Source organism: Psychrobacter sp. NG254, assembly GCF_015277735.1.
In the GTDB taxonomy this organism is placed as follows: Bacteria; Pseudomonadota; Gammaproteobacteria; order Pseudomonadales; family Moraxellaceae; genus Psychrobacter.
Genome location: NZ_JADHDA010000002.1, coordinates 623,388 through 638,549 on the forward strand (window position 1 = coordinate 623,388; position 15,162 = coordinate 638,549).

Genomic DNA, 15,162 nt, shown 5'->3' on the forward strand with positions numbered 1-15,162 from the left:
TTTCATAAAGCGTGTTTGATATGACTTGATGCAACATGACTAAAGCATGTCTTCAATATTTTTAAAATGAAGACATGCTTTAGTCGAAATTGGATTAGGGTGAAGGATTGGGATGCTGTGTATGCACCGCTTCAATTGCTTCTAATACGTCTGCCGTCAGGGTCACATTGACACTATCGATATTTGATTTGAGCTGCTCGAGCGTTGTTGCACCTATGATATTACTGGTGACAAAGTGACGAGAGTTGACGAATGCTAGTGACATCTGCGCCATGTCCAGCCCTGCATCAGCCGCTATTTTGGCATATTGTTCAGTGGCTGATATAGCCTCTTCATTGGTATAGCGGGCAAAGCGATCGTACATTGTCAGGCGCGCGCCAGTCGGACGCTTGCCATCCAAATATTTACCAGACAGTACGCCGAAGCCGAGTGGAGAATAGGCGAGTAAGCCAACATTCTCACGATGAGCAATTTCCGCCATATTGATCTCATACAAGCGGTTCAGTAAGCTGTAAGGGTTTTGCACCGTAACAGGTGGAATTAAGCCATTTTTATCCGCTTCCCATAGGTAGCGCATCAGTCCCCAAGCAGTATCGTTCGACAGACCATAAGACCGAATACGACCTTTTTTAATCTCCTCATTCAGTGCTTGAATGGTTTCTAAAAACGGGGTCAAATCATCTAGCGGTTGCGATGCCATCTCTTCGGTATAACCAAGCTGACTAAAAAAGTTAGTCTGACGCTCAGGCCAATGCAGCTGATAGATATCGATATAATCGGTTTGTAGACGCTTTAGATTGTCATCAATGGCACCACTGATGTGCTCAGCGTTAAAGCGCGTTTGCCCGTCACGCAAAAACCCCATCGGTGATATTTTGCTGGCGAGAATGACTTTGTCACGCTGCTTGGTCTTGTTAAACCAAGTACCCATAAAGCGTTCGGTATCGCCTTGTTTGTCTTTATCTGGCGGTGAGGGGTACATCTCGGCGGTGTCCCAAAAGTTCACACCCTCAGAGAGTGCCATGTCCATTTGCTCGTGTGCTTGAGCTTCCGTATTTTGCTGTCCCCATGTCATCGTACCGAGACAGATTTTAGATATTTTTTCATCGAGCTGCGGCAGCATATTGTATTGCATGCTAGTCTCCTTTTTAATAGTGTTTTATTTATAGTAGTTTTTGGCCAGTACTGAGTTGGCACTGAGCTATTACTGGCTACATCAGTTTGATACCAGTGACACCCGGCGGGGTGACTTTGAAGATTTTTACTTTGAACAGTACTGCTTGTCCTGCAAGGGGATGATTGAAATCTACTTCTACTTGATCGTCATCGAGTGCGCTAATCGTACCGGGTAGGGTGTTTTTGCCTTTGTCTTCGAACTCAACCATCATGCCGATCTCTGGATGGTCAGCGACTAGCGCGAATTGAGGGCGGCTAAAATGTTGAATGTTTTCAGGATTCCATTCACCAAACGCTTGCTCTGGATCAAGGTGGGCACTGCGGGTATCACCGGCACGCAAGTTCATCAGTACTTGCTCAAAACCCGGTAATAAACTCTCATCGCCGATGGTCAAAGATACGGGCGCATCACGACTAAACGTTGAATCGATGACCGTGCCATTTTCGAGTGAGACTTCAAAATGTAGCTCAACGAGGCTACCATAAGCAATGCGAGTGTCTTCATTTGGATTGATAAATTGAGATTGAGTCATAATAAAAGCCATCTGTTGCTGAGATAAAAGAATAAAAGATTATAGTGTGAGAAATGATAAGCCATCTAAGAGCGTCTGTAAGCGTCAATAATGTAACGCAGATGGTGTACTATAGTTGGCGATTCTAAAGGATATGAGGTATCGGTGGTGAATAAACAACAAGGCACTGTGAAAAAATGGCAGGATGACAAGGGATTTGGCTTTATCGAAACCGAAGCAGGCGAGTCGGTATTCTTTCATGCGAGTGAGTTCAGAGCGCAGCGCCGTCCTGATGTCGGTGAGTCAGTCATCTTTAGCATCGGACAAGATTCACAAGGGCGCAGGCAGGCCAAGCAAGTACAAGAGCTTGGTTTTGTACAGCAAAAAATGGCACAAAAAAATAAGCAAATTCGTCAGCGTAACCAGACACGCAGCCATCAAGCGGACTTTGAAGCCGGACAAAAAAAACGATCACTGTTGGGTATGGCTTTTTATGGCGTCTTAGTTTTATTAGCAGCGATGGATAAACTGAGCTGGCTAGTGATAGGCTGGTATATAGTATTAGGAATTATCACCTATGGGATGTATGCCAAAGATAAAGCCGCTGCCCAAAGTGGCGACTGGCGTACGCCTGAGTCTACGTTGCACGTGCTGAGTGCATTAGGTGGTTGGGTAGGGGCGTTGCTTGCTCAGACGTATCTGCGCCATAAATCACAAAAGCCTGAGTTTCGTATCACGTATTATTTGACCGTCGTTGTCAATATGGCAGGGTTGCTATTTCTATTGGCAGGTGGTGGGTTAGAAACCGTGGTTGAATTACTGCAGTCCCTGCTATAGTCAGCGAACTGCTAAACCGCTACAGCGTTACCCTGCTTAGATGTACTACTTGTACAATTACTCATTTTAGAGTTCTTTGACTATATAAAAAAAGCTGCTGAGTAATAACGAAAAAAGGTGGGTTACGACTGCGTAACCCACCTTTTTCATTTATAAATTGAATTAATATCTCTAGCTACCTACATACGATTATGACCGTGGCATTTCACGCTTCTTTTCCAAAAACAGCATATCAATGACAATCAATAACACACCGAGAGAGATACCAACATCAGCGATATTAAAAATCGGATAATGCCACACATCGGCATAATGCACATGGATAAAGTCGATCACATGACCATGTAACAAGCGGTCAATTAGGTTACCCACTGCACCGCCCAATACCATGGCAAGTCCAAGCGAGAGTAGCGTGGCTTTACGTGGTGCTTTAATCAGATAGATGATTAACAATAGCGACATGACGAGTGCCAATCCTGAAAAAAACCACTTCTGCCAACCGCCTGCATCTGCCAAAAAGCTAAAAGCCGCGCCATAGTTATAAGCCAAGGTCCAATTAAGAAACGGCTCAATCACTGGTACTGGATCATGAAAAGTCAGATTGGTTTCAGCCAACCATTTTGTCCACTGATCAATGATGACGATAACCAGCGCCAAAATATACCACCTAAAAGCACGGCTACCATTGGCCACTATCTTTGGCGCTTTAGTCAAACGGCTTCTAGGCGTGGTCGAGCTACCAGTCGTTGCATGAGCAGGCTTAGGCGACTGATCGACCTCAGCTTGTGGGTGCTGACCGTGTTGGCCGTCAGATGGATTCGTTGGGCTAGGCATAGTGGCGCACCTCGCCATCGCCACTGACATTGGTCACGCAGCGCGCGCATAGCTCAGGGTGCGCACTGTCTGTACCGATGTCATCACGGATATGCCAGCAGCGTACGCACTTAGTGCCAGTGGCAGCACTGATCGCGACGACTAGATCGGCAGACTCTTCTGTACTGCCATCAGCTTGAGCTTCTGCATTAGCAGGGGCTTCGCTCATTGGTTTTAAGGTCGCGCTGCTGGTAATCAGTACAAAACGCAGCTCTTCACCCAGCTTAGCTAGGCTCTCAAACATTGTGCCATCAGCATATAGGTTCGCATCGGCAGATAAGTTGGCATTGATAATTTTTTCGCCACGTGCGGTTTCGATATGCTTGTTCACCATGTCTTTTGCTAGCATGATGCGCTGCCAATCATCGTTACTGATAGCACTTAGCTCAAACGCTGGGAATTCGTACCATTCTTGAGTGAACACGTAGCCGCCTTTATCCGCATCACGTTGGTTCAGTACTTCCCACGCCTCTTGCGCGGTGAATGACAAGATAGGGGTAATCCAGCGAATCAGCGCATGAGTGATATGGTAGATAGCTGTCTGCGCAGAGCGACGAGGCTGTCCATCCGCCTGCGTGGTGTACTGACGGTCTTTAATGATATCTAGATAGAAGCTACCCAAGTCTTGCGAGCAAAACGCCGTCACGTGCTGAGTGACTTGGTGGAAATCCATCGCATCATAGGCGCTGATGATTTGCGCTTGTACCGTTTGCGCACGTTCAATGATGAATTTATCAAGGCTAACCAATTCATTGATATCAATGCTGTCAGTCGCTGGATTGAAGTCATCGGTATTGGCAAGCAAGAAGCGTAAGGTGTTACGGATACGGCGATACATATCGATCGCGCCTTTAAAGACCGTTTTGCCTGCGCTCATCTCATAACGATAGTCACTCGACGCAATCCACAGGCGCAGCATGTCCGCGCCTGTTTTATTAATCTCTTCTTGCGGGGTGATGATATTGCCAAGTGACTTACTCATCTTGCGACCGTTTTCATCGACCACAAAACCATGGGTCAATACTTGCTTGAACGGAGGGCGCTCATACATGGCTTCTGAGGTTAGCAATGACGTCTGGAACCAGCCACGATGTTGGTCAGAGCCTTCTAGATAGATGTCAGCTGGGTTGGTCAATTCATCACGCTGATCGAGTACCGCAAAATGCGTCGTGCCTGAGTCAAACCAAACGTCCAAGGTGTCAGTCGCTTTGTCATAATCAGCGGCCTCCTTGCCCAAGAAGTCTTCACAGCTGGCGTCAAACCACGCTTCCACGCCGCCTTCATTGATTTTTTGTGCAGCTGTTTCCATTAGCTCAAGCGTGTTTGGATGCAGCTCGCCTGTTTCTTTGTGCGTAAAGAAAGTAATTGGCACGCCCCACGTACGCTGACGCGAGATACACCAGTCAGGGCGACCCGTCATCATCGCTTCGATACGGTTCTGTCCCCATGCTGGCGTCCAGCTAACCGATGGAATGTCAGCAAGCGCACGATCACGCAAGCCTTTGGTTTCCATACTGATAAACCACTGCGGCGTCGCGCGGAAAATAATCGGCGACTTATGACGCCAGCAATGAGGATAGCTGTGCTCAATTTTGGTATGGCTGATTAAATGCCCATTGTCATGCAGTGCAGCGATGATTTTTGGGTTGGCTTTATAGATGTGCTCACCGGCAAATACCGCCGCGCTGTCTAAATAGACACCTGTACCACTTACAGGGTTTTCAACCGGCAAGTTATATTTTAGACCAACGATATAATCGTCTACACCATGACCAGGGGCGGTATGTACCAGACCAGTACCACTATCGGTGGTCACGTGATCGCCTAAGATGAGCGGTACTTGACGGTCTTCAATCAGTGGATGCTGGGCAAGTAACCCTTCAAGCTCGCTGCCTGATACGGTCGCTAGGATACCGTTATTGTCCAATTTAAGCTCTGTCAAGGCAGTCTCTACAAGGTCAGCTGCTAATAGCAAGTTACCTTTTTCGGTAGCAACCACGCTATAGTTATGTTCTGGATGTACTGAGATAGCTTGGTTAGCAGGTAGCGTCCATGGCGTGGTGGTCCAAATGACAGCAGCGATATTGCCCGTTACTTCTGCCAATGCGGCTACTTTATCTGTATCCAGCACGTCGAAGCTGACATAGATCGCATCAGAGACTTTGTCTTGGTACTCAACTTCCGCTTCTGCTAGCGCAGAGCTACAGTCCAAGCACCAGTTGACCGGCTTCATACCACGCGTCACATGACCGTTGTCATAGATTTTGGCAAGCGCGCGTACGATGTTGGCTTCTTGATGGAAGTTCATGGTCAGATAAGGATTGTCCCAATCACCAAACACGCCTAGACGCTTGAAGTCTGCCTTTTGCAGTTCAATCTGCGTGCTCGCATACTCGCGGCACAGACCACGGAATTCGGTTGCAGAGACTTTTTGACCGACTTTACCGACCTTGGCCTCGACTTTTTGCTCGATTGGCAGACCGTGACAATCCCAACCCGGGACATAAGGCGCATCAAATCCTGATAAGGTTTTTGATTTGACGATAATGTCTTTAAGCACTTTATTGACTGCATGACCCAAGTGAATCTGACCGTTGGCATAAGGAGGGCCGTCGTGCAAAATATATTTGGTTGCGCCAGTACGTGCCTGACGAATTTTACCGTAGACATCATCAGCTTCCCACGCCGCTAGCCAATCTGGCTCGCGTTTGGCAAGGTTTGCGCGCATTGCAAATGGCGTGTCTGCAAGGTTTAGCGTGTCTTTGTAATCTTGGCTTGGTTTGTCAGTGCTTTTATCAGTCATAGAAGGTATCTTTTTAAAGGGTAGGTTTGTGTGTCGGTTCAAAACCGGATACAAGGCTCAATGTTCAATATAATACTGGGACTTATGCTGAGTCATTACTGCTTAATTGCTCACATAATAATAGGTATATTGCTCATGATAGTTGGTTTATCAACCATCATGTCAACAAATAACCATTTCGATAAATAGTGACGTCAATAATAAATGGTAATGAGACGATTGCAACATAAAATGTGCAGATAAAAATAATGAGAAAGATGGTTAGATCGGCAGCCATTATATGACAAAACGGGTAGGGTAAAAAGAGCTGAGCGGTATTGGCCTTATTTTGTCCAATATCAATCGTTTATATACAGCACGTATCGTCGATGAAATCATCATAACTTCTCTGAGTGATAACGCGCTAAAACGTGAAATGCTGCCCAAGTACTAAAAAACAGACGCTAGCCACAAGCGCAGTTTTAATGACCATAATGGCTGGATGCCCGTTAGTCCTTGGGTCATCTCCCCATTCTCTAATACCACATAGGACGGTGTGACCTGTCCTTGCCAGTCGTCAAATATCTCACCTTCTTGATCATTTATCGTTGTAAAGCCAAAGTTCTTTTCAGTCAGGTAATTCTGCAACTCTTGATTAGGGCCTGACTGTATGGCAATCGTAATAACAGGATAGCCATCGGCGGCCAGTTGATTGATGGTAGGCGAGGTGAAGCTACAAACTGAACACCACGTGCCCCAAAAGTATACCAGTGTTGGCTGCTCATGACTAAGTGCGGCTAAGTCAACGGCTTGCCCTTGGTAGTCGGTCAGTTGCAACTGAGGGTTGGCAGGCATGACTGGCTGTCGCCACCAATTGACTACTGTATAAATTAACACAAACATTAAACCATATAACATTATCGTTTTAAGGATAGATAGTATTTTTTGCTTTGCTGTCTTGGTAGATTTTTCTTTTTTCTGCTTAATATCAATCGTCATTGCATCGGCTTTTTAGTTTGGATAAGTCTATCAGGTAGTCGTTAAATAGATGAGTCAGTAGATAATAGATAAAAATAAACGGCTGAAAATCAGCCGTATTATTTATAAAAACCTACTACCTATTTATAACATCTATCTACTATGGCTTTTGCGCACGGTTTTGTAAGGGATTGCCAATGAGCACGCTGCCTGAATTTTCGCGGCGCTCTTCGTCACTCAATTTGCTCGCTGGCACTTTAGCTTTGCGCTTCCACTTTAAGCTGAACAAATCATCACGGCGGTCGATTAAGTTATGTACTGAGCCTTCATGACGTACATGAGTGAGCTTATCTAAGTTCACATCAGAGAAAAACACCATCTCGGTGTTGGCAGTGGTCTCTGCCATGATCGCATCATGCGGGAACGCAAAATCTGATGGTGAGAAAATTGACGACTGAGCATACTGAATATCCAAACTCTCAACTTGCGGTAAGTTACCCACTGAGCCGCAAATCATCACATAGCATTCGTTTTCGATAGCACGCGCTTGAGCACAGTGACGAACCCGTAGATAGCCATTTTTGGTATCGGTCCAAAAAGGCACAAATAAAATGTCCATGTCATCGAGGGCCATCAAGCGAGCAAGTTCAGGGAACTCGACGTCATAACAGACCAAGATACCGATACGACCAGCATCCGTGTCGAACACTTTGACTTCATCACCGCCTTCGATGACCCAAGCACTACGCTCATGCGGCGTGATATGGATTTTGCGTTGTTCTTCAACGGTACCATCACGGCGACACAGGTAGCTGACATTGTATAAGGTGTCGTCCTCGTCTAATAACGGCATAGAACCGACAATGACATTGACGTTGTAGCTGACGGCCAAATGCGAAACTTCTGTTTTGAACCATTCGGTATAACCGGCCAAAAATCGAATCGCGACATTTTGGTCGGTCGATTCGCACAATCCCATCAAAGGCGCATTGAAAAACTCTGGCAGGCAAGCAAAGTCAGAGTTGTAATCTGCCATGATATCGACGAAAAACTCGACTTGTTGCAACAGCTCTTCAGGGGATTCAACTTCACGCATTTGCCACTGAATACCACCAATACGCACTTCAGATTTGCGGGTATTAGGTTTGTAGTCTTTTGGCTCGTAATAGATGTTTGCCCACTCAAGCAAAGTAGCAAAGCCTTTTGATTGCTTGTCATCCGGCAAGTAAGCAGTCAGGATACGTTTGACGATGAAGCCGTTTGATAATTGAAAAGACAGGGCTGAATCATGAATCTCACGGCTTTCAACCGCATCAATGTACTCGCCTGGGGTCAAGTTTTTGTGATTGTGATAGTTAGGAATACGGCCACCAGCCAAGATAGCGCGGAAGTTCAACTGTCGACACAGCTCTTTACGGGCGTCATAAAGACGACGACCCAAGCGATAACCACGATACTCAGGATCAATTAGGGCATCCAAACCATAAATAGCATCGCCTTCAGGGTTGTCTCTGATGATTTCCTTTTGTCCAATGAGATCATCATAGGTATGCGGGTTAGAGAATTTTGCATAGTCAACGCGCATGGAGAGCACGATACCAATCAGCTGGTCATGATCAAACAAAGCAATCTGACCTTCAGGAAAGGCATCAATCAAAGTATGGATGGTCGTCTTTGACCATGCACCGCCCAAGTTCACATAGACGCGATCCATCAGTGCTTTTAGTTGGGGGTAGTCTTTTTTCTTAATCTCAGCAATCGTTAAATGAAGGTCATCTAGTTTTTCTATGTTACTCATAATATTCCTGTTTTTAATGTCTGCTAAATTTGACTATAGTCTGTTCAATATTATTTGGATACGACAAGGGCGAGTAACATCCTATCAGTACTAGGGCGTGTCATCAATTAGCACATTAATGTATTTAGTGGCCTTAAAATGGCTAAATTTTGCTAAACATCGTCAGTAATTTTGTCAATATGTTCATATTAACGGCAATTTCTTCCTTGTTTATCTACAATTTTTCTCATTTTAAGCCTCACAATCTAATTGATGACACGCCCTAGGCTGCACAAGCCTGATAACGCATCCGATTCATATAGGCACGAATGTATGCCAAATACCTGAGCATTGTCGTACTGATGAGGGCAGGTTATTGAGCAAATAATTCAATAAACATATTTCAATAGTGAGGTATAGCCGTTACAATGATTTATTGCCGTATTTACAATAAGTTATGATGATATGTTACGCGGTTCGGGTTGCTGTATTCAAAAGTTTCTTCTGCTTGATACAGAGTAAAAGCAGCGATTGAATAACAAACGATAGCCATCACATTTTATACGACATGGCGTATCGGTTGTAAGATGAATCAGCTCAAAAGCAAATCGGCGCTATTTATTCTACCAATATACAAGCTAAATAATATGTATCAGTGAATTGTGTTTTGCTTGTTATCATAGCGTTTACTCAAGACAATCTGAGTAGACGTAAATGAGTATGGCACGTAAGAACGCTACAGATAGTATATTAGATGAACCTAATATCGTCTTCAACTTATATACGATTGACTATAGCAAGCTATCATAGCAATAACAGTCTTACGTGGTAAAAATTTGCTACGTTTTTGTGACTTATTCTTTTTATTTAACTCAGGCATTTGCTTGTTTCAAGTCGTCGTGTTTGATCGGCTTTTTAGGATTACTGTATTATGCCTTTAGATCGCACCAACAAAATTAGTCAGTGGGACAAAATAGAAGACACGACGCTGGTTCAGTTGGTTTATGTCAGTACGCTGACGCTTGGTTCGCGCTTGAGTGCGTCTATATTTGATGAAGTCGAAGGCCATGCTCGACAGTATAATCAACAGCACGGCATCACAGGTACACTATGCTACGGTAGTGGCCATTTTTTACAGTGTATCGAGGGTGAAAAGGCGTATGTTTTTGACTTACAAAAACGTATCTTTGCCGATAGCCGCCATAAGAATGTAGAAGTGTTGCTACTACAGGTGATCGATCACCGTAGCTTTGCTGATTGGCGAATGCGTCTACTGTTTTTGGAGCGCTGGCTATGGTCGCCTGCAACCAAAAAGCAGGCTGCGCAACTGTCACCGTTTTTGCCATTTGCTCCGCATGGCTGGTCGCCAGATCGGACTGAGCAGTTTTTGCAAATTATCAAAACCTTTGATAGCCCGCCACACATAAAAGCGGCAGGCATCACTTATAATGCGCTGGGCAATATGTTTCGTCATATCGCGGCACCGCATCAGGCCTTTCTCATCATTCAGGGGTTTTTGAGTATATTACTGGTTGTGGCGCTGATATTGCTGTTTCTATAAGCGGTAGACTTTGTCACCATGCAGTAAAAGACGCTAGCCTTTGGGCTTAGCGTCTTTTTTATTCGATTTCAGTTATTCGTTCAATGCGTTGTTCAGTGAGTTGATAACCAGTTACATATCAAAAATCTTACCACGGTTCATGATATTGTTTGGATCGAATGCTTTTTTGACGTCTCTTAAATAATCAATTTCAGTTTCGCTACGGCTGTACTGTAGATAAGGCTTTTTGGTCATACCCACGCCATGCTCAGCAGAGACTGAACCGCCATATTTTTGTACCGTCTCGAACACGTGTTTATTGACAACTTGACACTCGGCAAAGAAATCATCTTTGCTCATATTCTCAGGCTTTAGAATATTGAGATGTAAGTTACCATCGCCGATATGACCGAACCAGCAGACTTCAAAGTCAGGATAGTTACTGCTTACAATATGGTCAATCTGTTCTATAAACTCTGGCACATGGCTGATAAGCACAGACACATCATTCTTATAAGGCGTGAATACCGAAATAGTCTCTGAGATATACTCGCGCAGCTTCCACAGCTCTGCCGCTTGCGTGAGGTTTTGGCTCATCACACCATCAACCACCCAGCCTTGCTCCATACAATGCTCAAATATGGCCATGGCTTTATCCATGATGGGCTCATAAGGTGCTTCAAACTCTAATAGCGTATAAAACTTGGTACGTGATTCAAATGGTTCTTGTACTTGACCATGTGCCATCAGCTTATCAATTGCCACATCATCAAAGAATTCAAAGGCGGTCAAATCAATCTTGGCTTGAAATGCTGCCAGTACATTCATGACATCGTTAAAGCTGTCCATACCTAGCACCATGACATTTAAGTCTTGTGGCTGACGCTCTAGCTTGATTTGCGCATGAGTAACAAACCCTAGCGTACCTTCGCTACCGATAAACAACTGACGTAAGTCATAACCGGTGGCGTTCTTTACCATACCGCGGTTGAGATGTAAGATATCGCCTTTGCCAGTTACTACTGTCAGCCCCATAATCCATTGACGGGTCATGCCATAACGAATCACTTTGATACCACCTGCATTGGTGCCGATGTTGCCACCGATTTGACTAGAGCCTGCTGAGGCAAAGTCGACAGGGTAGTATAAATCTTTTGATTCAGCGAACTGTTGCAGCTGCTCGGTGACCACACCTGCTTCAATCTCGACCATGCGATCGGCAGGATAGAACTGTCCGATGCGGTTCATTTTATCCATACTGACGACGATCTCACCATTAGCGGCGACTGCGCCAGCTGATAGACCAGTACGACCACCACTTGGAGTCAGAACAACGTTGTGCTCATTGGCCAGTAGTACGATAGATTGCACTTGCTCAGTGGTCTTTGGAAAGACGATGGCGGCAGCGGCTGGAGCAAAGTGTTTGGTCCAGTCTTTGCCCCAATGCTCTAAGCTTTCATCATCAGTTTTGATTTGGCTAGCGTCAAATGCATGGGTATCAGCGAGCGTGCTTAGGATGGTTTGCACAGCGAGGGTGTTGGCTTCGGGTGTGAGCTGGGTTTGATGTGGCGTCATGGTCAAATCTCAATATTGGCGTAAGCACTATGCTGGGAGTGCTGGGAATGCTGGGAATGTTGATACTGCTTATTATATAGCGAAATGCATATAAATTCAGTGATGAGTCCGCTTGTGGTGGCAATAAGTCGTTGGTGGTTTTTATTTAGGAAGAGGTAGATAATAACAAAGCGATTAGATAGCTTTCAAACAGAATGATTCACTATAGCATAAAAATTTTTCAGGCTTGATAACCAATAATTCATCTAATCTGCTAACATCGATCTCAAATTTTGTGTAAGATATCGGGACTGTTTTCGTTTCATCCATCATAGATTATCCAACAGGTAATCTTATAAAACAATTATAGGACAGTTCTCATATGGCGTTATCACTACAAAAAGACAAAATCCGGTTTTTATTGCTTGAAGGTCTACATGACAATGCCTTAAAAGTATTGGAAGGAGCTGGTTATCATAACATCGAGAATATCAGTCACGCCTTAGATCAAGACGAGCTGATCGAAAAAATTAAAGATGCGCACTTTATTGGTATTCGTTCGCGCACTCAGCTGACACGTGAAGTGCTTGCGCATGCGCATAAACTGATTGGTATTGGCTGTTTTTGTATTGGTACTAACCAAGTTGACCTTGAAGCTGCTCGTGAATTGGGCATTCCTGTCTTTAACGCGCCATTCTCGAATACCCGTTCGGTAGCTGAGTTGGTACTCGCCGAAGCTATTATGCTGTATCGCGGTATTCCTGAAAAGAGCGCCACCGTACATCGCGGCGGTTGGGGCAAGTCTGCGACCAACTCACATGAAGTGCGCGGCAAAACCATCGGTATTGTCGGCTATGGCTCGATCGGCTCACAGCTGTCTGTATTGGCCGAAAGCTTTGGCATGAAAGTGATTTATCATGATGCCGTGACCAAATTGCCGCTGGGCAATGCGGTGCAAGTGAGTAATTTAGAAGAGCTGCTATCAACGGCTGATATCGTGACGTTGCATGTCCCTGATGTGGCAAGCACCCGCTACATGATGAAAGCTGAGCAGTTTGCACAAATGAAAGACGGCAGTTACTTCATCAATGCAGCACGTGGTACGTGTGTCGAGATTGATGATTTGGCAGCGGCACTAGAGTCTGGCAAAATCTTGGGCGCGGCCATTGATGTGTTTCCAAAAGAGCCAAAATCAGCGGACGAAGAGTTTGAGTCGCCACTGCGTAAATTTGATAACGTGATTTTGACCCCGCATATCGGTGGTTCAACCCAAGAAGCACAGGCCAACATCGGACTGGAAGTAGCAGATAAGTTTGTTAGATACTCTGACCAAGGTGACACGGCGACCGCTGTCAATTTCCCAGAAGTTTCTATTCCGTTTAAAGAGAACTCGCATCGTCTGTTACATATCCACAAAAACGTACCAGGCGTACTGTCTCAGATCAACCGTTTGTTTGCGGAAGCTGGGATTAACATCCTTGCACAGAGTCTAATGACGGAAGGTGATGTGGGTTATCTAGTGATGGATGTTGACTATAATGATTCGACTGCTGCATTAGACCAACTAAAAGACGTAGAAGAGACTATCCGCGTACGTATCTTGTTCTAATATCAGCGCTGATTATTCTGATAGGCACTGACATTTTTTCATAAAAAAGAGAGGCTCTAATTAATAGAGCCTCTCTTTTTTGTTTGTGGTGTGTCCTCATTTCAAAAATGGAGATAAGAATGAGATAAATTGCCGTCAAACGAGAAAAATAGTGTAGATAATATCGAGCTATTGACTAGCTATTTGACACTGTTTGGCAAAATTTAGCCATTTTTAGCCCAGTTAGATGATTATCGTTTGAATTGAGGACATGCCCTAGTCAGGAATAAGGTTTTTATCCCTTTTTAGCCTGATTGGCGGCATCAGCAACCCGCTGTGCTTCAACCTTGGCCGCTTTGCGTTTTTCTATAACCTCTATGACGTCGCTACCGATATGCGCTTCACCGCGCTTTTGCGCCAGCTGCATTTGATGCTCACGCTCACGGAAACGGGCTTTTTGCTCGTCAGTCGCTTTATCGATACAATGCGGGCATGACTCGCCTTTGATATAAGCGGGGCTTTGCATATCATCGGCCGTAATGGGCATACGACACGCAAAACATTGCTCGTAGCTGCCTTTTTCTAAATTGTGATTGACCGATACGCGGTTATCAAACACGAAGCAGTCACCTTCCCACATAGACTCATTGCTATCGACTTCTTCTAGATATTTTAGAATACCACCTTCTAAGTGATAGACCTCTTCAAACCCTTGCTCACGCATATAGGCCGTCGATTTTTCACAGCGGATACCGCCCGTGCAAAACATGGCCACTTTTTTGTGTTTGGCTGGGTCGAGCTCTTTTGCCACGTATTCTGGAAACTCGCGGAAGGTATCAGTTTTTGGGTTTACGGCATTTTTAAAGGTACCAATTTGTACCTCATAATCGTTACGGGTATCAATCAAAATCACATCAGGATCAGATATCAGCGCATTCCACTCACTTGGTTTTACATAGCGACCAACCGACTGTAATGGGTCAACATTTTCGACACCCATGGTGACGATTTCTTTTTTTAGCTTAACTTTGGTGCGATAGAACGGCTGCTCGTTGGTATAAGACTCTTTAAAGGTAAATGTGCCAATCGCTTCAATACTGCGCAAGTAGTCGAGGACAGTGTCAATACCTTGGCGTGTGCCAGAAATCGTTCCATTAATGCCTTCTGCAGCAATGAGCAGCGTGCCTTTAACGTCATTGCTTAGCATGGTATCTAAAATAGGCTCACGGAATTGCTCAAAATCAGCAAAGCGGGTGAATTTATAAAGGGCGGCAACGACGATATTATTAGTGACACTATCGTAGATAGGTGCTGATTTGTTGTCAGTTGTAGTGGGGTTCTGAGTGGTATCGTCTTGAATGGTGCTCATATTTTTCTCCTGCTGGCTAGGTCGTAAACCTAGTGCGTTGGGTTTAAAGTATCTTTTCAGCTTAAAGCATTAACAAAATTATGGAATTGATTAATGCGCGCGTAGTGTAGCAAAATTGAGAGGATATTTGAAGATTATGCAGTGTAACGAAAAAAATCCAATAAAAAAGCCCAGTA

The 15,162-nt window shown here is 44.7% G+C and carries 11 protein-coding genes; 3 read left to right on the forward strand and 8 right to left on the reverse strand.

What is annotated here, in order from left to right:
* Window positions 1–94: 94 nt before the first annotated feature.
* Window positions 95–1,135: an aldo/keto reductase gene (locus IP510_RS05235; RefSeq protein WP_194363704.1), complete on the reverse strand. Its 1,041-nt coding sequence runs from the start codon at window positions 1,133–1,135 to the stop codon at window positions 95–97.
* A gap of 76 nt (window positions 1,136–1,211) precedes the next feature.
* Entirely contained in the window at window positions 1,212–1,709 is a 498-nt protein-coding gene (locus IP510_RS05240; RefSeq protein WP_194363705.1) for an FKBP-type peptidyl-prolyl cis-trans isomerase, read from the reverse strand.
* A 147-nt stretch (window positions 1,710–1,856) separates the two neighbouring features.
* Here IP510_RS05240 and IP510_RS13885 point away from each other — a divergent pair, with 147 nt between their 5' ends.
* Complete coding sequence (locus IP510_RS13885; RefSeq protein WP_320154173.1) at window positions 1,857–2,525, forward strand: DUF1294 domain-containing protein; 669 nt, start codon at window positions 1,857–1,859, stop codon at window positions 2,523–2,525.
* Between the two features lie 189 nt (window positions 2,526–2,714).
* Here the strand turns inward: IP510_RS13885 and lspA are convergent, their stop codons facing one another.
* From lspA to IP510_RS05265, 4 genes are all read right to left on the reverse strand, one after another.
* Complete coding sequence (gene lspA, locus IP510_RS05250; RefSeq protein ID WP_194363707.1) at window positions 2,715–3,359, reverse strand: signal peptidase II; 645 nt, start codon at window positions 3,357–3,359, stop codon at window positions 2,715–2,717.
* The gene (gene ileS, locus IP510_RS05255; protein ID WP_194363708.1) at window positions 3,352–6,201 is read right to left on the reverse strand and encodes an isoleucine--tRNA ligase; all 2,850 of its coding nucleotides are present in this window, start codon (window positions 6,199–6,201) and stop codon (window positions 3,352–3,354) included. The genes lspA and ileS overlap by 8 nt, the downstream gene beginning before the upstream one ends.
* Window positions 6,202–6,630: 429 nt before the next feature.
* Window positions 6,631–7,179: a protein disulfide oxidoreductase gene (locus IP510_RS05260; protein WP_194363709.1), complete on the reverse strand. Its 549-nt coding sequence runs from the start codon at window positions 7,177–7,179 to the stop codon at window positions 6,631–6,633.
* Between the two features lie 139 nt (window positions 7,180–7,318).
* Window positions 7,319–8,956 (reverse strand): carbon-nitrogen hydrolase family protein, encoded by a 1,638-nt coding sequence (locus IP510_RS05265; protein ID WP_194363710.1) that lies wholly within the window; start codon window positions 8,954–8,956, stop codon window positions 7,319–7,321.
* A 910-nt stretch (window positions 8,957–9,866) separates the two neighbouring features.
* Here IP510_RS05265 and IP510_RS05270 point away from each other — a divergent pair.
* The gene (locus IP510_RS05270; RefSeq protein ID WP_194363711.1) at window positions 9,867–10,496 is read left to right on the forward strand and encodes a BLUF domain-containing protein; all 630 of its coding nucleotides are present in this window, start codon (window positions 9,867–9,869) and stop codon (window positions 10,494–10,496) included.
* Window positions 10,497–10,607: 111 nt separating this feature from the next.
* Here the strand turns inward: IP510_RS05270 and IP510_RS05275 are convergent, their stop codons facing one another.
* Entirely contained in the window at window positions 10,608–12,050 is a 1,443-nt protein-coding gene (locus IP510_RS05275; protein ID WP_227669481.1) for an FAD-binding oxidoreductase, read from the reverse strand.
* Window positions 12,051–12,411: 361 nt separating this feature from the next.
* Between IP510_RS05275 and serA the strand changes: the two genes are divergently transcribed.
* Window positions 12,412–13,638, forward strand: coding sequence for a phosphoglycerate dehydrogenase (serA, locus tag IP510_RS05280; protein ID WP_194363712.1), 1,227 nt, complete (start codon window positions 12,412–12,414; stop codon window positions 13,636–13,638).
* Between the two features lie 274 nt (window positions 13,639–13,912).
* Here the strand turns inward: serA and IP510_RS05285 are convergent, their stop codons facing one another.
* Complete coding sequence (locus IP510_RS05285; RefSeq protein ID WP_227669484.1) at window positions 13,913–14,986, reverse strand: rhodanese-related sulfurtransferase; 1,074 nt, start codon at window positions 14,984–14,986, stop codon at window positions 13,913–13,915.
* Between the last annotated feature and the right edge of the window lie 176 nt (window positions 14,987–15,162).

Excerpts from the sequence above, each read along its gene's own strand:
- IP510_RS05235 (WP_194363704.1), bottom strand. The coding sequence starts at position 1,135 with ATGCAATACAATATGCTGCCGCAGCTCGATGAAAAAATATCTAAAATC.
- IP510_RS05240 (WP_194363705.1), bottom strand. The coding sequence starts at position 1,709 with ATGACTCAATCTCAATTTATCAATCCAAATGAAGACACTCGCATTGCT.
- lspA (WP_194363707.1), bottom strand. The coding sequence starts at position 3,359 with ATGCCTAGCCCAACGAATCCATCTGACGGCCAACACGGTCAGCACCCA.
- ileS (WP_194363708.1), bottom strand. The coding sequence starts at position 6,201 with ATGACTGATAAAAGCACTGACAAACCAAGCCAAGATTACAAAGACACG.
- IP510_RS05260 (WP_194363709.1), bottom strand. The coding sequence starts at position 7,179 with ATGACGATTGATATTAAGCAGAAAAAAGAAAAATCTACCAAGACAGCA.
- IP510_RS05265 (WP_194363710.1), bottom strand. The coding sequence starts at position 8,956 with ATGAGTAACATAGAAAAACTAGATGACCTTCATTTAACGATTGCTGAG.
- IP510_RS05270 (WP_194363711.1), top strand. The coding sequence starts at position 9,867 with ATGCCTTTAGATCGCACCAACAAAATTAGTCAGTGGGACAAAATAGAA.
- IP510_RS05275 (WP_227669481.1), bottom strand. The coding sequence starts at position 12,050 with ATGACGCCACATCAAACCCAGCTCACACCCGAAGCCAACACCCTCGCT.
- serA (WP_194363712.1), top strand. The coding sequence starts at position 12,412 with ATGGCGTTATCACTACAAAAAGACAAAATCCGGTTTTTATTGCTTGAA.
- IP510_RS05285 (WP_227669484.1), bottom strand. The coding sequence starts at position 14,986 with ATGAGCACCATTCAAGACGATACCACTCAGAACCCCACTACAACTGAC.